Origin of the sequence: Mesorhizobium sp. M0601, assembly GCF_040320845.1 — a bacterium.
Lineage (GTDB): Bacteria > Pseudomonadota > Alphaproteobacteria > Rhizobiales > Rhizobiaceae > Mesorhizobium.
The window spans coordinates 1-17,997 of record NZ_JAMYQK010000020.1 but is presented as its reverse complement, the minus strand read 5'-3'; the positions used below and the strand labels follow the sequence as shown (position 1 = coordinate 17,997).

Below are 17,997 nucleotides of genomic sequence, written 5' to 3'. Positions count from 1 at the left end.
AAAACCAATCTTCGCTTAATATAGGGCTTTTGTCCGGCGACGCCATGGCCGCCGCTGATTTGAAGCGGATTGGAAGGGGCATTTCCGCTTCGGATGCTCGTCCCGTCAATCGACTTCGCGCAGCCGGTATCCGACGCCGGTCTCGGTCGTGATATAGCGGGGCTGGTCGGGCGTCTTCTCAATCTTTAGCCTGAGTTGCCGGACATAGACTCTGAGATATTGAACGTCGGTGGAATCGCCCCAGACCTGCTTCAGCAGGAACTGGTGGGTGAGAACCTTGCCGGCGTGCTGCACCAAGGTGCGAAGAATGTCGTATTCCTTCGGCGAGAGCTTTATCTCCTTGTCCTCGACCTTGACGATGCGCTTCACCAGATCGACGGAGAGGTCGCCGGTCTGGAACACCGGTCTCTCACCCTGCTGCTGGAACTTGTGGCGAAGCGCGACGCGGATGCGTGCGACAAGCTCGTTCATACCGAATGGCTTGGTGACATAATCGTCGGCGCCGAGTTCGAGGGCCGAGACGATGCCGGCCTCGTCGGTGCGGCTGGAAAGAATAACCACGGGAATGTCCAGGCCATCATCCCGCCATTTGCGGAGCAACTCATGCCCGCTCATGCCGGGCAGGCCGAGATCGAGCAGCACAAGGTCCGGCTTTTCCGTCGCGATGAGTTCAATCGCCGCCCTGGCGTTCGGCGCCTCGCTGATCGCATAGCCTTGGCTGCCAAGCCCGACGCGAAGCAGTTTCCGGATCGGCGGTTCGTCGTCCACCACCAATATCCTGACGTCCAGGCTCGTCATGCCAGATCGTCCATATTTTGATGGCCCGTCTCGGGTTCGCCGAGATTGGGCAGTTCCGCCGGCACCAGTTGCATCTTGATCGTGAAAACCGCCCCCGAGCGGTCGGACCTGTTTGCCGCCAAGAGCGTCCCGCCCATCGCTTCGATGAAGCCGCGGCAAATCGACAGGCCGAGCCCGGTGCCGGCACGCACCTGGTCACCCTTGCGCACACGGTAGAAAGTGTCGAAAACGCGCTCTAGATCCGCTGGCGGAATGCCTGGTCCCTCATCCATGATCTGCAGGATGACGAAGCCGTTGTCGGCCCAGGCTTGCAGGCGGATCGTCGAACCTGGCGGCGCGTATTTTGCAGCATTGTCGAGGAGGTTGAACAGCACCTGTTCGAACAGAACGGGGTCGACCCGCAACATCGGCAGATCCGATGGAATGTCGATCTCGGTCTTATGCTCGCCGACGATTTTGCGGGCCCGATGCAGGGCTGAGCCGACAATGTCGCCGAGATAGTGAAACGCATAGTTCGGCTCCATAGTGCCGGATTCGATCTTGGTCATATCGAGTAGGTTGGCGATGAAGCGGTTAAGCCTCTCCGCTTCATCGAGCACGGTCGACAGCAGTTCCGCCCGGTCCTGCTCGGGAAGTGCGGCCTCGAAGTCCCTGAGTGTTCCGGCTGCGCCCATGATGGCGGCAAGCGGCGTTTTCAAATCGTGGGAAATGGAGGTGAGCAAGGCCGAGCGCAGACGGTCTGCCTCGGCCGCGAGCTTGGCCCGGTCAACATCGGCGACGAGCTGGATGCGTTCGATGGCGACCGCCGCCTGGTCGGCGAGCGCATCGAGCAGACGCTGCTGCTCGGGTGTCAGCAGCGGACCTTGCTTGTCGTTGTCGAGGCCAACGACGCCCACCGCCGTGCGTCCGGTCCGCAGGGGCAGATAGAGGCGCTTTGCTCCGGGCAGCGTGTCGGCGCCGCGCCCGGCGGCGCGGTTATGCTCCCACGCCCAACGGGCTGCTGCGATGTCGGCCTCGGCCAGCGTGTCGTCGGGTGGGTAGCCGGCCTTGACCGCAATCGTGCCGTTCTCCGGCAGAAGCAGCACCACGCGCAGCTTCAGCATCGAGGCGATCTGGAAGGCAGTTGCCCAGAGAACGTCATCAAGCGTCCCAGCGCCGGCGAGCTTCTTTGAGAAGAGATAAATATCTTCTGTGGCGCGTGCCCGCGAGCGCGCGGCGACCGCCTGACGCTGCACGCGCGCTGTTAGATTGCTGCCAATGACCGCAACAACCAGGAAGACAGCCAGCGCAACGATGCTCTCCGGATCCTCGATCGTCAGCGTGTAGCGTGGTTCCAGGAAGAAATAGTTGAAGGCAATGGCGCTGATGAGGCAGGCATACAAAGCCGGCCAGAGACCGCCGGTCACCGCCGACGTCAGGACCCCAATGAGAAAGATGATCGCCAGATTGCGGACGTCGAGAAACTGGTCGAGAAGGACGGCGAAGGCGAGCGAGCCAACAACATAGGCCGTGGCCCTGAGATAGGGCCAGATCTCGAACTGCCACTGCTCGTCCGCCGCCTTGACGGTCCTCGACGTCGCCTCGGCGTTGCGTTCGTTTCCCGAAATGACATGGACGCTGATGTCGCCGGCATTGCGGATGAGATCGTAAGTGAGCGAGCCTTCGATCAATTCCCGCCAACGCGATCGGGTCGGCCTGCCGATCACGATATGGGTGAAGTTGTTCGCCGTCGCATGCCGAACGATGTCTTGCGCGACGTTCTGACCCGGAATGGTCGTCACCTCGGCACCGAGCTGCTCGGCAAGGCGCAGCTGCGTCGCCAGCCGATCCTTGTCCTCCTCGGGCATGGCAGCTGAACGAGGGGTATCGACATGAAGCGCCGTCCAAGGGGCGCGGAGCCGGTCGGCCAACCTCCGCGCATAACGTACACGGGCCGCCCCGCCCGGACGCGCATCGACGCAGACGAGAACCCTTTCCCCCGCCGCCCAAGGCCCGGGTATCGCGTGGGCCTGCATGTGGGTCAGCAACTGCTCGTCGACCCGCTGGGCAGTGCGGCGGAGCGCCAATTCCCGGAGCGCCGTCAGATTGCCCGGCGAGAAATAGTTCTCGATGGCGCGCTGGGCGGTGCTGGGGATGTAGACCTTGCCTTCCTCAAGCCGTTTGATCAGATCGTCGGGGGTGAGGTCGATGATCTCGATGTCGTCGGCCTGGTCGATTATGGAGTCGGGGACAGTTTCCCGCACCCTGACGCGGGTGATCTGCGCCACGACATCGTTCAGGCTCTCGACGTGCTGGATATTCAGCGTCGTGTAGACATCGATGCCGTGCGTCAGGATTTCCTGGACGTCGAGATAGCGCTTGGGGTGACGGCTGCCGGCGACATTGGTGTGGGCGAGTTCGTCGACCAGAACTAGCGCCGGGTGCCGGGCGAGGATGGCGTCGAGATTCATCTCCTCAAGGATCCGCCCCTTGTAATCGATCTCAAGGCGAGGAATGACCTCGTAGCCTTCGACCAGCGTCTGGGTTTCCTTGCGGCCGTGCGTCTCGACGATGCCGATCACCACGTCGACCCCGTCGGCCAGCCTGGCGCGGCCCGACATCAGCATCTCGTAGGTCTTGCCGACACCGGGGGCGGCGCCGAGAAATATCCTCAGGCGGCCGCGCTCCTCCCGCTCGGCATGCTCGAGCAGCGCGTCGGGAGAGGGCCTGGTTTCGGCGGTGCGTCTGTCGTCTGGCATACGGGTCAATCATGAACGGCGCCGGCTTCGGTGTCGATCCCGGCGCCGGTCCTTCACTGTTTCATGGCATCGTCCAGCGCAAGGTTGAGGGCCAGCACATTGACTACCGGCTCGCCGATGAATCCCAATTCGCGATCTTCGACATGGCTGTCGACAAGCGATTTGATCCTGGATTCATCGACGCCCCTGGCCTTGGCCACCCTGGCAACCTGAAAATAGGCCGCATCGGGGCTGATATGCGGATCGAGGCCGCTGCCGGACGTGGTGACCAGATTCGTCGGTACCGGCTGGCTCGGGTTTTCGGCTCTCAGCTTTTCGGCGTCGCTCTTGATCCTGTCGATGAGCTTCGGGTTGGTCGGGCCGAGATTCGAGCCGCCCGAGGCGGCGGCATTGTAGCCGTCGCCGGCAGCCGACGGGCGGCCATGGAAGTAGCGGTCGCTTTCGAAAGCCTGGCCGATCAGCTCGGAACCGACGAGCTTGCCGTCCTTCTCGATCAGGCTGCCATTGGCCTGGCGCGAAAACAGCGCCTGGGCAATGCCGGTCATGCCGATCGGATAGACCAAACCCGTCAGAATGGTGAAGAAGACGATCATGACGATCGCGGGCCTGATTTGATTGAGCATCGACGTGGTTCCTTAGGCGAGACCGAGAGCGGTGATGGCCATGTCGATCATCTTGATGCCGACGAAGGGCACTACGACGCCGCCAAGGCCATAGACAATGAGATTGCGGCTGAGCAGCGCACCGGCGCCGACCGCGCGGTATTTGACGCCCCTCAGCGACAGCGGGATCAGCGCAATGATGATCAGCGCGTTGAAGATGATGGCCGAGAGGATAGCGCTCTGCGGCGTCGCCAGATGCATGACATTGAGCGCTTGCAGCGGCCCGGCGGTCTGGCCCGGGGCGATGTAGAAGACGGCGAATATTGCCGGGATGATGGCAAAATACTTGGCCACGTCGTTGGCGATGGAGAAGGTGGTCAGCGAGCCACGCGTCATCAGCAGCGCCTTGCCGATTTCGACGATCTCGATCAGCTTGGTCGGATCGCTGTCGAGATCGACCATGTTGCCGGCCTCGCGCGCCGCGACCGTGCCGGTGTTCATGGCAACGCCGACATCGGCCTGCGCAAGGGCCGGCGCATCGTTGGTGCCATCGCCGCACATCGCGACCAGTTTGCCTTTGGCCTGCTCGTCGCGGATCAGCTTCAACTTGTCCTCGGGCGTCGCCTGGGCAAGGAAGTCGTCGACGCCGGCTTCCGCCGCGATCGCCGCCGCGGTCATCGGATTATCGCCGGTGATCATCACCGTGCGGATGCCCATGCGGCGCAATTCGGCAAAGCGTTCTGCGATGCCGCCCTTGACGATGTCCTTCAGATGGACGACGCCGAGCAGGCGCCCGTCGCGCTCGACCGCGAGTGGAGTGCCACCCGATTTGGCGATCTCGTCGGCGATCGCCTGAAGGTCGCGGACGGTGTCGCTGCCGGGGCGCATACTGCCTGTGGCAACGGTCGAGAGGTTGACGTGGGCAAGTACCGCATCGACTGCGCCCTTGCGGACCGAGGAGCCTTCCAGATCGACACCGCTCATGCGGGTTTGCGCGGTGAAGGGCACGAAAGTCGCGTGCAGGCTTGCCATGTCGCGGGCGCGGATAGCGTATTTTTCCTTCGCCAGGACGACGATCGAGCGGCCTTCCGGCGTTTCGTCGGCAAGCGAGGCAAGCTGAGCCGCGTCGGCCAGTTCCTGTTCGGTGACGCGCTTGACCGGACGAAATGCCGTCGCCTGACGGTTGCCCAGCGTGATGGTTCCGGTCTTGTCGAGCAGCAGCGTGTCGACATCGCCGGCCGCCTCGACGGCGCGGCCCGACATGGCGAGCACGTTGAAGCGCACCAGGCGGTCCATGCCGGCAATGCCGATAGCCGACAGCAGGGCGCCAATTGTGGTCGGGATCAGGGTAACGAACAGGGCGACCAGCACGGTCACCGAGATATAGCCGCCCGAATACGAGGCGAAGCTCGGGATCGTCGCCGTCGCCAGCACGAAGATCAGCGTCATGCCGACGAGCAGGATGTTGAGCGCGATCTCGTTGGGTGTCTTCTGGCGCTCGGCGCCCTCGACCAGCGAGATCATGCGGTCGAGGAACGTATGACCGGCAGCCGCAATGATGCGCACGCGGATCCAGTCGGACAAGACCTGCGTGCCGCCGGTCACCGCCGAACGATCGCCTCCGGATTCGCGGATGACCGGTGCGGATTCGCCGGTGATGGCCGCCTCGTTGACCGACGCCACGCCTTCGACCACCTCGCCGTCCGAGGGGATGATGTCGCCGGCTTCGACAAGCACGATGTCGCCGACCTTCAGGCTGGTGCCGGGCACCAGTTTGAACTTGCTGCGGTCGCCACCGTTCAACAGCTTGGCCTGCGTCTCGGTTCGCGCCCGACGCAGCGAGTCAGCTTGCGCCTTGCCGCGGCCTTCGGCCACCGCTTCGGCGAAATTGGCGAAGAGCACGGTGAACCACAGCCAGATGATGATCTGCAGCGTGAAGCCAAGATCGCCGCCGCTGGTAACGAGATCCTTGACGAACAGCACGGTGGTGAGCGCCGAGACGACGGCGACGACGAACATCACCGGGTTTCGCATCAAGGTGCGCGGGTTCAGTTTTCTGAAGGAACCGCCGATAGCGGGCCACAGAATGCGGGTATCCATGATGCTCACGGATTTCGACGGGCTCATTTGGTAGCTCCAGTGTCGATGTTGTTGACCGGTCGATCGTGTGCCGAACGAAGGTGCGGCGGCCCGTAAGCCAGCAGCCAGATCATGATCAAGGCTGCCGCAATAGCGAGGAATGTGGACAGCGTCGGGAAAGGAGGGGGCGTTTTCTCCCCCTCCGGCTCGGGGCGATGCCGGACCTTTCGAGGTATGATCTTGAACCAGGGCATCGCCGTTTCAGAATGTCTGACCGTGAATCATCGCCAGGTGCTCGACGATCGGTCCGACCGCCAGGGCCGGGAAGAAGGTCAGGCCGCCGACGATCAGGATGACACCGGCCAGCAGCCCGACGAACAGCGGACCGTCGGTCGGGAAGGTGCCGGCGGAGGCAGGGACGGTCTTCTTTGCAACCAGCGAGCCAGCAATCGCCAACGCCGGAATAATGACCAGGAACCGGCCCATCAGCATGCCGATGCCGAGCGTTACGTTGTACCAGGGCGTGTTGCCGCTGAGGCCGCCAAAGGCGGAGCCATTGTTCGCCGCGGCCGAGGTGTAGGCATAGAGAACCTCGGAGAAGCCGTGCGGGCCGGCATTGGCGATGGAAGCAACGCCGGTCGGCAGCACCACCGCGATAGCGGTGAAGATCAGCATTGCAAGCGGCAGGCAGAGCACGCCCAGCATAGCCATCTTGACCTCCTTGGCCTCGATCTTCTTGCCGAGATATTCGGGCGTGCGTCCGACCATCAGCCCGGCGACGAAAACGGCAATGACGATGAACATCAGGATACCGTAGAAGCCGGCGCCGACGCCGCCGACAATAACCTCGCCGAGTTGCATGTTGATGATGGGGATCATGCCGCCGAGTGCGGTGAAGCTGTCATGCATGGCGTTGACCGCGCCGCAGGATGCGGCCGTGGTGATGACGGCAAACAGTGCCGACAGGGCGATGCCGAAGCGGCTCTCCTTGCCCTCCATGTTGCCGCCGTCGACGCCCAGCGCATGGACGAGCGGATTGCCGGCGGCTTCCGCCCAGTAGCAGACGGCAACGCCGGCGATGAACAGCACGCCCATAGCCGACAGAATTGCCCAGCCCTGGCGCTGGTTGCCTACCATGCGGCCGAAGACATTGGTCAACGCCGCGCCGAGGGCGAAGATCGTCACCATCTGGATCAGGTTGGAGATTGCATCGGGATTTTCGAAGGGATGCGCTGCATTGGCGTTAAAGAAACCGCCGCCATTGGTGCCGAGCATCTTGATGGCAACCTGGGAAGCGACCGGCCCGACCGCGATAGTCTGTTGCGCGCCTTCGAGCGTCGTCGCGTTGACGTAGGCAGCGAGCGTTTGCGGCATGCCGAGATAGACATAGACGAGAGTCAACACGATGCAAAAGGGCAAAAGCAGGTAGAGCGTGCCGCGGGTCATATCGACCCAGAAATTGCCGATCGATTTGCCTGAGGCCCTGGCAAAGCCGCGGATCAATGCGACCGCAATGGCGACGCCAGTCGCCGCCGACAGAAAATTCTGCACGGTCAAGCCGGCCATCTGCACGAGATAGGACATCGTGCTTTCGCCGCCGTAGTTCTGCCAGTTGGTGTTGGTCATGAAGCTGGCGGCGGTGTTGAAGGCCAGCCCAGGTTCGACGGCGGTCATGCCGGCCGGATTGTAGGGCAGGCCGCCTTGCAGCCGTTGCAGCGAATAGAGCACCAGGAAGCCGGCCAGGTTAAAGAACAGCAGGGCCGCCGCGTAGGAGGTCCAGTGCTGCTCCTCGCGCTCGCTGGTCCCTGATATGCGGTAGAGCCCGAGCTCGAGCGGGGCCAGAATTGACGACAGGAATGTGCGCTCGCCGCTGAAAACGCGATGCATGTAGCCGCCGAGCGGCTTGGCCAGCAGAACGACGATCCCGCAATAGACGAGGATCTGCAGCCATCCGTTGATTGTCATGGGGTTGGCTCCTTGCCAGCGGAGATCAGAAGCGTTCCGGGCGAACGAGGGCGTATGTCAGGTAGGCGAGAAGAAACAAGGTCACGGCGCCGCCGAGGATATAGTCGAAAAGCATGTTACGATCCCCCTAAACTTACAGCTTGTCGCAAGCTTTGATGTAGCCGAAGCATAGAGCAAAGAACGCGATTCCAATCGCGACAAAAACTATGTCCACCGCGCGTTTTCCTCATGTTGTATTTGTTTGTTTACTTTAACAAACTATCCAAACCCGTCGCCGCATCATATCGGCGGCTGGATACACCGCTCCCGTGAATATGGATCAAAGTGCCATAAAGGTTCGAGACGGGACGCGGAGCAAAGAAATCAAAATCCCATAAGGATTTCGCCGCCTCGGCGCTGGCCGAAGCTTCAGGGGGGAGGTGCGCACCGGCGCGCGAAGCTGCCGGGGCTCAGTCCGCGCGGGTGTAGATCACCGCGTAATCGTCCGCATAGGCCCGCTTCCAGCCCAGTTGGTCGAAGAACGGAATGCGGCTGTCGTCGGCGGTCAACAATGCCCAGCCTATCGTATATTTGTCGAGTTGGGCTTTCAGGATCGGCTTGCCCCGGCTGTGCCCAGTCTGCTCATCCGTTTCCGTAAAGCCATTCAGGAAGAGCTGATCCGCGCGGCCGTCAATAAACGTCCTGATGCCATGAAAAATTAGCGTGCCGCCGAAATCGTAGGAGTTCAGCAGATTGCCCGACAGATTATGGGTTTGGGCAAAGGCCAGTGCGTCCCTCGCCGAGGTCTTCTGGCTCGGCGCGATCGGATAGCTCGTGAAGGCGGCAGCCGCCAAAACCAGCAAAACGGCAAGTCCAGCACAAATCCTGGAAAATTGCCGTGTGAAAAATTGTTCAAGTCCGTCACGCTTTTCCGCCGCCCATTTCTCGGCTGAAAGCGCTGGATATTGTTGCGCGACCTCGACGGCAAGGACCACCGGCACGAGAAGAAAGAACAGGTACATGAACCGTATGTGGGTGAGATAGACGTGCAACGTGAAGACAAGGAACAGCGCCTTGGCCCAGCCAATGCGCAATCTCGACACGAGCAGCCCGAAAAGCGCCACCAGCAGGGCCACCTCCTGGAGGGTGTGCCGCGCGGCGTCGAAGGGCTGCCACTCCGCAATGTAAGGCACCGCCTCATTGCCATAGGCCACGGTGAATGTCGCGAGTATGGCCTTGACGCCATAGGGATTGAGCAGGCTGACCAGTGGGCAAAGCAGCCCGAAAAGGATCCACTTGGCCAGCAGCCGGGGGTTCGACAAGCGTGTGCGCATGACGAGATCGAGGCCGGCGAAGGCGGCGATGACGAAACCGAAGGTGAAGGTGGCATGGAGATTGGCCCAGAGGCAAAGCAGCGCCAGCAGCCATAAGGGCGGTGCTTTCTCGTTGCGTGCGGCCTGGAAAAGACCGGCGGTCCAGACGACGATGATGGGCAAGGTAAAGATGTGCGGCCGGGCGACATAGATTGGCCCGATCAAGAGCGCGAGAACCAGCGTCAGTCCTATCGCCAGCGTCGGCTTCAACCACGCGCTGAGATACCACGACGTCAAGAAGGCCGTAAGCGCGATTACTGCAGTCGCCAGCAGCACCACGCCGTTCCAGCCGCCGGCTTGAAAGGCAATTGCAAGGAGGACCTGGCTAAGCCATTCCTTGGCGATCCATGGCTGGCCGGCAAAAGTATAGGAATAGATGTCGACGGTGGGGAATGTGCGGCGTGCCAGCATATCCATGCCGACCTTGATGTGCCACCAGCTATCGGGATCCTGCAGGAGGGAGTGGGCAAAGGCGAGGAGCGCCGCCGCCATCACGACCGCCGCCACCAGGCAAAACATCAGCCTCACATGCCGTATGTCGTCTATCGACGGCCTCGCCCCACCAGATATCCCGCGCATATGGCATCCCTGAGCCGCGATAGCGGAAGGGATAGGCCGAATTTGTTAGAAAACCGATAAGCCGCAGGATCGCGGCCCCATGCCGCGCGTCCAACCGGCTGGGCGGCTCAGCCCTCGGCCTTGAAGTTCTTGGCTTCCTTCTCGACCTTCGGGCTGTCCTTGCCGTGCTTGCGCATCAGATCCTTCGCCTGCTTCGGCGAAACGTCGGTGGTTTCGGCCAGGCGCAGAGCCTCCTTTTCGTCCAGATCGCGCGTCTTGCGGTCGGCCATTGCGGTTTTCTTGTCAGCCATTACGACGCTCTTATGCTCTCGGCGATTTCGTTCAGCACCTTGCGGTCGGTGCCGTGGCGCTTGATCAGCGTGCGCGCCTGCTCAGGGGTAATGCCCGCTTCCTCGGCGAAGTGACGTACCTCGTAGTCTTCGCCGCCCGCCACTCGTGAGCGGTCGCGACTGTCGGTCTTGGTTTTGTCGTCGGCCATGGCAGCTCTCCTCATCTCAACGAGAGCATAACGGGCAAGATTTCAGCGAGTTCCTTCGAGCGTGTCGCCCAACTACCGGCTTCGGGCATGACCCGGCATGAGCAGCGGTTTTGCTCAAAGCAATGGCTTGGTGCCAGGCCGACCTTCACGCACAAACAGGCCGGCCTCTTTGGCGGCGCTGCCACCGCCCGCCACTGCTCCTGGGCGCAGCCTGATGTTCGTTCCAGATTGTTTTAATGGGAGCGATGGTCGAACACGACGCCCATGGTCCTACCAACCGCCGTCATGACGATAAGCTCGACCAGATCGTCGTCACTGTTGCCGCAGGCCGGAGCCGTCCTGCGAACGATGTCCAGCATCGCCCTCGTCGATATGGTGTCGCCGGCACCGAACCGTGAAAGCGCAGATGAAACAAGCTCTTGGGCTGTCAAGTCGGCGACCGTCACCCGCTTCACCACGTTCATTGGCTTCCTCCCACCATGAACCCTCTCCCGAGAGAATGATACGCCGAACGTCGCGTTTCGCCAGCAAAATGGTGGTCCTACCAGCGCGTGGGCAGCGACCGAAATCGTCGGTTTTGCGGGAGGCAATCCGGGCGCGAGGGCAGCGCTTTTGTGCCATGCGACTTCGCCATGGACCCAATCCCGGCGGCCGGGATCGGTCTCAGTTTTATTTACGGGCAGTCTGATGCTTGGCAGTGTCGTCTGCTCGGTTGCGGCCGAAGCCGGCGCAGCAAGAACCACGGTGCGGGCAGAACCGGTCTGTCTTTTTTGTTTGACGCAATTCCGGACGGAAAACCGTTCACACGTTTTCCTGGAATTGCTTGTCTTGTGACTCTAGGCGGCCAGGTCGCTCGGAAGCTTGCCGCCGTTCTCGGCCAGCTTTTTCATCAGTGCGTCGTGCAGCCACAGATTCATCGTTACAGTGTCGTTCATATCGCCGGTGTAGTTCAGCTCGTGGGCAAGCTCCTTGCGGGCGCCGAGGCTGCTGTCGATATTCAGAGCCTTCATCAGGTCGACGATCGAATTCTTCCAGTTGAGTTTCTGCCCCCTCGCGGCCACCGCCTTGTCGAGAATGGCAGCGATGTCAGGGGCAGAGGACGGCGCGGCCGGCGCGGCCGGAGCCGGGGTTGCAGCCGGGGCGGATCGAGTAGGCGCCGTCGGCTGGGTGGCCGTGCTCGAAGCAGGCGCGGGAGACGGTTGCGCCGGCGGCGCTTCGCCCGCAACCGCGTTTCCGAAAATCGCACCTTTGATACTGTCGAAAATGCCCATTGCTATCTCCTGTATTGGCTCGACGGTGTGTTGCCCTGACGGTCGGTGAGGCGACCGTTGCCGAATGCCGCATTGAGCGCCCTGGTTGTACCGGACCACGAACGCAACGCAGGGGCAACTCAAAACTGACTAAAAGGTAAAGGCTTGGTTGCATTGGGGTATCGGCTCAGTGATCCGGCCCGAGAGTAGAATAGGTCGGATCGCGGCCCGACAAATCGTCACGCGCAATGCACGAGGGAACGGTCAGCAGCCAGTTTTGCTGACGCAGACCAGAAAAATCATCTAGATTCGTGTTCGCAATTCGCTGAGAGGAACGAAGCCATGACAGCAGTCGTCGCATCGGACAGGCTCGAACGTTCGCTGGTTTGGGCAGAGGACGATCCGTCGGTCAAATGGGCCGGCGCTTTCGCGGTTTACGGCGGGCACGGCACCACCCAGTCCTCGGTCATTGTCTACGAGATCGAGCCCGGCAAGCGGCTCGGCTGGCACAGCGACGCCACCGAAGAGACGCAATACATCATCGCCGGCACCGGCGAGCTACACATTGAGGGCGGCACCACCCACCCGGTCGGGCCGGGCAGCGTCCTGGTACTTCCGACGCCGGTCAGGCACGACCTCGTCAACACCGGCACCGAAACCCTGCGCGCCGTCGCTTTCTTTGCGGCGGCGATGTTCACGCAGACATTCGACAACGTCATGCTGCCGCCGAAATCCCATGTCCTCGGAACGCCCAATCGTGCGGGCTGAATGCGTGCCGGCGAGAATCACCAGGCCTGCGGATTGCGAACTCGGAGCTGAGGTGAGCGCGCGCGCGGCCGGCAAGCGGTTTGGCGTCGTTACGCGCTCGCGTCATGGGCGGACCGGCTGATGGCGCCCGTCAAGGTCGACCCCGCCAAGGTGCGCGAGTTCAGGGATGCCGAAAGCTTCCATGCCTGGCTTGGCGAGCATCACGACAGCGAGGACGAAGTCTGGATCAAGATCCATAAGCTCGATTCGGGACTGCCGTCGATCACGCCGAAGCAAGCCATCGACGCGGCGTTGTGCTGGGGCTGGATCGATGCAGTGCGCAAGGCCTTGGACGGCAAAAGCTACCTGCAGCGCTACACCCCGCGCGGCAGGAAGAGCACCTGGAGCCAGATCAATGTCGACAATGTCGCCCGGCTGATCGAGGAGGGCCGGATGACCGAGCACGGGCTGAGGCAGGTCGATGCGGCCAAGGCCGACGGCCGCTGGGCGCGCGCCTACAAGAGCGGCAAGGAGATGAAGATCCCCGACGACCTCCAGGCGGCAATAGACGCCGAGCCCACGGCGAAAGAGATGCTGGCAAAGCTCAGCGGGCAAAACCGCTTCGCACTCGCCTTCCGCATCCACAACATGAAAACCGAAGCCGGACGCAAGAAGAAGATCGCGGCGTTCGTGGAGATGCTGAAGCGCGGCGAGACGATCTATCCGCAGGGCAGAAAGTAACATTTGACGAGGCGTGCCGGCGCTGCGTCTTGTGCTTGTCCCTGTCGGCGAACCTCGAATGCGGCCGGATCGCTGCTCAGGCCCACCTTCGATCCAGGCGATGTCGCCGACGATTTGTTTTCGACGAGCGTCGCCCGGCACTTCGACACCAGCTCTCATTCGTTTAGTTGATGCAGGAAAAAGTCTCGTCCTCACAGTCGGCATAGTATATTAGCAGGCGCTGTTATGAGGTTTTTGCCCGTTCAGGAGCCGACTGGCACGTGGGCCGTGTTTGATGCGACCGTGGATGTGCCTGCGGATTTCGCTGGCAGTTGCCTTATCGGCTTGCCGCGGGAGCGGGCGGAGTGGCTCGCAGCAAGAGCCAATCGAGATGCTGCAAAAGGCACTTCGATTTGCCGGTTGTCAGCTGCCGGACCGGCACAAGCCGCGGTTCTTAGACTTAGACCGATAGGAGAGATTTCGATGATGCAAGAAAGGGTAATGGCGGCTGCGTTGGCAGCCAGGAATCAGGAAGCGGATATTCGTGGTGTCTTCGATATCACCAACAAAACCGATGCGCCAATTGGCCCCCGCCGATTGGGCGAGGCTATCCACTTTGTCGCCAATGCACCTATCGTTGGCTATGATGTTCACGCCGCCGTCATCAGATATGGCCCAGTCGGAACCCCCAGCCTCAGAGCAACAGATTGCGCACAGCTGTGGGAGAAGTTCGGCGAGGCCTTGCTGCAACACTGACGGGCAGACCTTTGGCGCGTATGGCACCACCATCGTGCAGGACACTTCCCTGGCGAGAACGACATGGAAGCCTGGCCGGTAATGTTGCAATTAAATTAGCGTGAGTGCATATTTTTTTGCTGGCTGGACTCGCAACCGGCCAGGCCCGGCGGCCGGCCGCCAACGGGCTGTCAGGCCGGCGACAAATGGCTCCGCAGGCTCGACGGTCCCTTGGCAAGATCGCCGGAACCACAGCATGATGCGGCGGCAAAACGGGTTTGGGAGAATGACATGCCTAAGGTTTCGGAACTCTTTTTCAAGACAGCCATCATCTTTCTTATTCTGGGAATTGCAGCTGGCCTGCAGATGGCAATTTCAGGCGATCACGGCGCGTTTCCGGCTCACGCGCACATCAACCTGCTGGGGTGGGTCACCAGTGCAATATTCGGCGGCTATTATGCGCTGAACCCGGCGAAGGCTGCCCGCAGGAGCGCGATGATCCACTATGGCGTCTACAATCTCGGCCTGGTCGTGATGCTGCCGGCTCTTTACCTGATGCTGCAGGGAAATCCGGCGCTCGAGCCGATCGTCGCCACCGGCTCAATGATCGTCGCTGTCGCCGTGCTTATCTTTGCCTTCGTGGTTTTCTCCGCCGAAACAGAGCGCTCAGTCTCGGGGATACAAGCGGTCCCGCGCTAGACGGGGCGGGCGATGGTGCCGAGTCGACCAAGCCCGCGCTTCTGGTGAAGCGCGGGCCGATTGGTTGTAGGCTGATCTGAAGTAAGGGTGCGGCGAAGATGAAAGCCGCTCAGCAGCCTTCGCGCCCCCTCTGCCTGCCTGCCTCAAGATACTGCATCGCAGCGGCAGTCGCCGTCCAGCGTCCCTTCAGACTCGGCGAGCCGGTGAGATTTAACTGGCGGAGAGAGCGGGATTCGAACCCGCGTTACGGTTTCCCGTAAACACACTTTCCAGGCGTGCGCCTTCAACCACTCGGCCACCTCTCCGTCTCTTTAGCATTTTCGACGCGGCCGGTTTCGCCGCGCGGGTTGGGGAGATGCATCTCCTTTGGGATTCCGGTGCCGGAATTCCGGCCGTGGGCGCCGTCAACCAGCGGATACCCTTTCCCCGCACCTGAGCCGTCAAAGCAACAGGCGCGGGGCTCATCTAGTCGATCCGGTGCCGAATGCCAAGACATAACGGCAGTCTATTCGCTTTGCCGGATACGGATGCTCAGCCCATGCCGCTGGGGCACCCGTTGGGAGCCTATCGAAAGGAGCGGCGGAGGTGTGCTTGCCGTCCCCGGCGCGCCACCGGTCCCGGCGAACCGGCGGCCGCAGGTTCAACTTCGCGTGTCGCGATTGCGGATAAAGCACGCAGATCCTATTTAACAGTCCACACGACATTCTGATAAACTCCTGGGGAGGAAGGGTCCGGATGTTCCGCTTTATCTTCCGTCTTGCCGCAATGATCGCGCTGTCGGTTTCGGTCATCATGGCCGTGCTCGATGCGACCCGCTCGGTGGCGGCTTCGGCGCTGGTGATGACTCCGCTCAACACCAGCTGGCTCGCGGTTTCGCCGGATACGCGCAGCGCCTTCGAAAGCTTCGTCCGCGACAAGGTCAACCCGCTGCTGTGGGACGGTGCCATCGCCTGGGTGCTCAGCCAGCCCGGCTTTGCCGTGTTCGCGGTGCTGGCGTTCATTCTTTATGCCATCGGTTACAGGCGGCAGCGCCCCAGCGGGCGGTTCGCCGCAACCTGACATTTCCAGCCTGACCCGGTGATCCCGTACCAGGAAGGCTCAACCAAGAAGAAAAGGAAGCCACACATGTTTCTCAGCGACATGCTGAACAAGAAGCTCAACCTGCCGAAACCCTCCGAGGCGTTGCCCGGCCGCGACCGGCCGATCCCGACGGCATCGAAGCACTTTGTCTCGAACAGGCCGCTCAAGGGTCCTTATCCCGAAGGGATGGAAATGGCGATGTTCGGGCTGGGCTGCTTCTGGGGCGCCGAGCGCCTGTTCTGGCAAGTCAAGGGCGTATGGGTCACGGCGGCCGGCTATGCCGGCGGCGTCACGCCCAACCCGACCTATCAGGAAACCTGCACGGGCCTGACAGGCCATGCCGAAGTCGTGCTCGTCGTCTACGATCCCAAGATCGTGTCCTATGCCGAGCTCTTGAAGCTGTTCTGGGAAAGCCACGACCCGACGCAAGGCATGCGCCAGGGCAATGATGTCGGCACCACCTACCGTTCGGCGATCTATACGTTCAACGACGCGCAGTACCAGGCGGCGCTCGCCTCGCGCGATGCCTACGAGGCTTCGCTGCGCGGTGCCGGACGCGGCAAGATCACCACCGAGATCGCGCCGGCGCCGGAATTCTACTTCGCCGAGGAAGACCACCAGCAATATCTGGCGAAGAACCCTTACGGCTATTGCGGCCTGCACGGAACCGGCGTCACCTGCGCCATTCCGGCCGCCGTCTCCGCCTGATTTTATGCCCCTGACGCAAGGAATATGCTGTGGCGCCGCGATGCGGCGCCATGCTTTTCCAAAGGGTCAAAATTCCACGTGAATTTTGTTTCGGGCCGTGCCAGATTGACCCGAAGCGGGAGGAAGACACTCCTGCCCGACACCGTATGCCTGCCGGAGAACCGGGCCGGCATGCGGTGCATAATGGACAAATAACCGACAGGGGTGTGGATCACATGAAACGTATCGTTCTCGGCCTCATGGCCGCAGCTGCAATGGTTCTTCCGGCCTTCGCCGCGGACATTCAACCCGCGATCCTCTATGATCTCGGCGGCAAGTTTGACAAGTCGTTCAACGAGGCATCCTTCCACGGCGCTGAAAAGTTCAAGACCGAGACCGGCATCCCCTATGTGGAATTCGAGGTCAGCAACGCCACCCAGCGCGAGCAGGCGCTGCGCCGTTTCGCCGAGGACGGCCGCAACCCGATCGTCATGGCGGGCTTCTCGTGGGCTGACGCGCTTGACAAGATCGCCACCGAGTTCCCCGACACCAAATTCGCCATCATCGACATGGTCGTCGACAAGCCCAATGTCCGCTCCCTGGTCTATAAGGAGCAGGAAGGCTCGTACCTCGTCGGCGTGATGGCGGCGATGGCTTCCAAGACCAAGAAGGTCGGCTTCGTCGGCGGCATGGATATTCCGCTGATCCGCAGGTTCGGCTGCGGCTATGTCGGCGGCGCCAAGGCGGCCGGGGCCACCGACGTCATCCAGAACATGACCGGCGATACGCCGGCAGCCTGGAACGATCCGGCCAAGGGCGGCGAGATCGCCAAGACGCAAATCGACCAGGGCGCCGACGTAATCTACGCAGCGGCGGGCGGCACCGGTGTCGGTGTGCTGCAGGCAGCGGCCGACGCCGGCAAGCTCGGCATCGGCGTTGATTCCAACCAGAACGGCCTGCAGCCCGGCAAGGTGCTGACCTCGATGGTCAAGCGCGTCGACGTTGCCGTCTACAACACCTTCATGGATGCCAAGAACGACAAGTTCACGGCGGGCGTCAACGATCTCGGCCTCAAGGAAGGCGGCGTCGACTACGCCATGGACGACAACAACAAGGCGCTTGTCGACGATGCGATGAAAGCGGCGGTCGAAAAAGCCAAGGCCGACATCATCGCCGGCACCATCAAGGTGCACGACTACATGTCGGACAATGCCTGCCCGTATTGATCCGCCGGCACTGATTGCGAACCGCCGGGCGTGGTCCCGGCGGTTTTGTTTTGGCAAACGCCGGTGAACCATCAACCCCCCGGGGACGCAGATGCAGCCGACAGTCGAACCGATGCGCGAGCGCGATGTTGAGGCAGTCGCGCAATTGCGCCTTGCCGCCTTTTTTGATGGCACCGCAGTCGACCGTGAACTATCCGCAAGCCGTTGATCTGGCATGTTGATTGAGGCGGATAGCGGCTTTTGGATTGCAGGATTAGCGGTT

Annotated in this window: 18 protein-coding genes and 1 tRNA gene; 7 read left to right on the top strand and 12 right to left on the bottom strand. The window is 61.7% G+C overall.

The features are described 5' to 3' along the window. Nucleotides 1–105: 105 nt before the first annotated feature. The 11 genes from NKI41_RS18645 to NKI41_RS18595 form a co-directional block, all read right to left on the bottom strand. Entirely contained in the window at nt 106–798 is a 693-nt protein-coding gene (locus tag NKI41_RS18645) for a response regulator transcription factor (RefSeq protein ID WP_352448298.1), read from the bottom strand. Then, nucleotides 795–3,536: a DUF4118 domain-containing protein gene (locus NKI41_RS18640; RefSeq protein WP_352502663.1), complete on the bottom strand. Its 2,742-nt coding sequence runs from the start codon at nt 3,534–3,536 to the stop codon at nt 795–797. The genes NKI41_RS18645 and NKI41_RS18640 overlap by 4 nt, the downstream gene beginning before the upstream one ends. Before the next feature lie 53 nt (nt 3,537–3,589). Next, entirely contained in the window at nt 3,590–4,159 is a 570-nt protein-coding gene (gene kdpC / locus NKI41_RS18635) for a potassium-transporting ATPase subunit KdpC (protein WP_352684463.1), read from the bottom strand. 12 nt (nt 4,160–4,171) lie between these two features. Next, a complete protein-coding gene (kdpB, locus tag NKI41_RS18630; protein ID WP_352684461.1) occupies nt 4,172–6,265 on the bottom strand; it encodes a potassium-transporting ATPase subunit KdpB in 2,094 nt (697 codons plus the stop codon). Between the two features lie 213 nt (nt 6,266–6,478). Further along, nucleotides 6,479–8,182, bottom strand: a complete 1,704-nt coding sequence (kdpA, locus tag NKI41_RS18625) for a potassium-transporting ATPase subunit KdpA (protein ID WP_352684459.1) — start codon at nt 8,180–8,182, stop codon at nt 6,479–6,481. Nucleotides 8,183–8,207: 25 nt separating this feature from the next. Then, nucleotides 8,208–8,297 carry a K(+)-transporting ATPase subunit F gene (locus NKI41_RS18620; RefSeq protein WP_023675300.1) on the bottom strand — a complete coding sequence of 30 codons (90 nt, stop codon included), beginning with the start codon at nt 8,295–8,297 and terminating at the stop codon, nt 8,208–8,210. A gap of 334 nt (nt 8,298–8,631) precedes the next feature. After that, entirely contained in the window at nt 8,632–10,113 is a 1,482-nt protein-coding gene (locus NKI41_RS18615) for a hypothetical protein (RefSeq protein WP_352684457.1), read from the bottom strand. Between the two features lie 107 nt (nt 10,114–10,220). Next, entirely contained in the window at nt 10,221–10,403 is a 183-nt protein-coding gene (locus NKI41_RS18610) for a hypothetical protein (protein WP_352469832.1), read from the bottom strand. Further along, the gene (locus tag NKI41_RS18605) at nt 10,403–10,591 is read right to left on the bottom strand and encodes a DUF3606 domain-containing protein (protein WP_352502669.1); all 189 of its coding nucleotides are present in this window, start codon (nt 10,589–10,591) and stop codon (nt 10,403–10,405) included. The genes NKI41_RS18610 and NKI41_RS18605 overlap by 1 nt, the downstream gene beginning before the upstream one ends. Nucleotides 10,592–10,824: 233 nt before the next feature. Beyond that, nucleotides 10,825–11,055, bottom strand: a complete 231-nt coding sequence (locus NKI41_RS18600) for a hypothetical protein (RefSeq protein WP_352469460.1) — start codon at nt 11,053–11,055, stop codon at nt 10,825–10,827. A 372-nt stretch (nt 11,056–11,427) separates the two neighbouring features. Beyond that, entirely contained in the window at nt 11,428–11,862 is a 435-nt protein-coding gene (locus NKI41_RS18595; RefSeq protein WP_352539401.1) for a DUF3597 domain-containing protein, read from the bottom strand. Nucleotides 11,863–12,183: 321 nt separating this feature from the next. On the opposite strand from NKI41_RS18595, the gene NKI41_RS18590 reads away from it, so the two are divergent. From NKI41_RS18590 to NKI41_RS18575, 4 genes are all read left to right on the top strand, one after another. After that, nucleotides 12,184–12,609 carry a cupin domain-containing protein gene (locus NKI41_RS18590; protein WP_352465923.1) on the top strand — a complete coding sequence of 142 codons (426 nt, stop codon included), beginning with the start codon at nt 12,184–12,186 and terminating at the stop codon, nt 12,607–12,609. Nucleotides 12,610–12,729: 120 nt separating this feature from the next. After that, entirely contained in the window at nt 12,730–13,329 is a 600-nt protein-coding gene (locus NKI41_RS18585; protein ID WP_352501935.1) for a YdeI/OmpD-associated family protein, read from the top strand. A 462-nt stretch (nt 13,330–13,791) separates the two neighbouring features. Next, entirely contained in the window at nt 13,792–14,064 is a 273-nt protein-coding gene (locus NKI41_RS18580) for a hypothetical protein (RefSeq protein ID WP_352469463.1), read from the top strand. A gap of 270 nt (nt 14,065–14,334) precedes the next feature. Next, nucleotides 14,335–14,742, top strand: coding sequence for a hypothetical protein (locus NKI41_RS18575; RefSeq protein ID WP_023675307.1), 408 nt, complete (start codon nt 14,335–14,337; stop codon nt 14,740–14,742). 215 nt (nt 14,743–14,957) lie between these two features. Here the strand turns inward: NKI41_RS18575 and NKI41_RS18570 are convergent. Further along, a tRNA-Ser gene (locus NKI41_RS18570) sits at nt 14,958–15,047 on the bottom strand. A 430-nt stretch (nt 15,048–15,477) separates the two neighbouring features. Here NKI41_RS18570 and NKI41_RS18565 point away from each other — a divergent pair. The 3 genes from NKI41_RS18565 to NKI41_RS18555 all read left to right on the top strand — a co-directional run bounded on the left by NKI41_RS18565 (nt 15,478) and on the right by NKI41_RS18555 (nt 17,735). Then, entirely contained in the window at nt 15,478–15,801 is a 324-nt protein-coding gene (locus tag NKI41_RS18565) for a hypothetical protein (protein ID WP_352469464.1), read from the top strand. A 66-nt stretch (nt 15,802–15,867) separates the two neighbouring features. Further along, the gene (gene msrA / locus NKI41_RS18560; protein ID WP_352684455.1) at nt 15,868–16,530 is read left to right on the top strand and encodes a peptide-methionine (S)-S-oxide reductase MsrA; all 663 of its coding nucleotides are present in this window, start codon (nt 15,868–15,870) and stop codon (nt 16,528–16,530) included. Nucleotides 16,531–16,745: 215 nt separating this feature from the next. Beyond that, on the top strand, nt 16,746–17,735 hold the full coding sequence (locus NKI41_RS18555; RefSeq protein WP_352469466.1) for a BMP family lipoprotein: 990 nt from the start codon (nt 16,746–16,748) through the stop codon (nt 17,733–17,735). Nucleotides 17,736–17,997 lie beyond the last annotated feature (262 nt).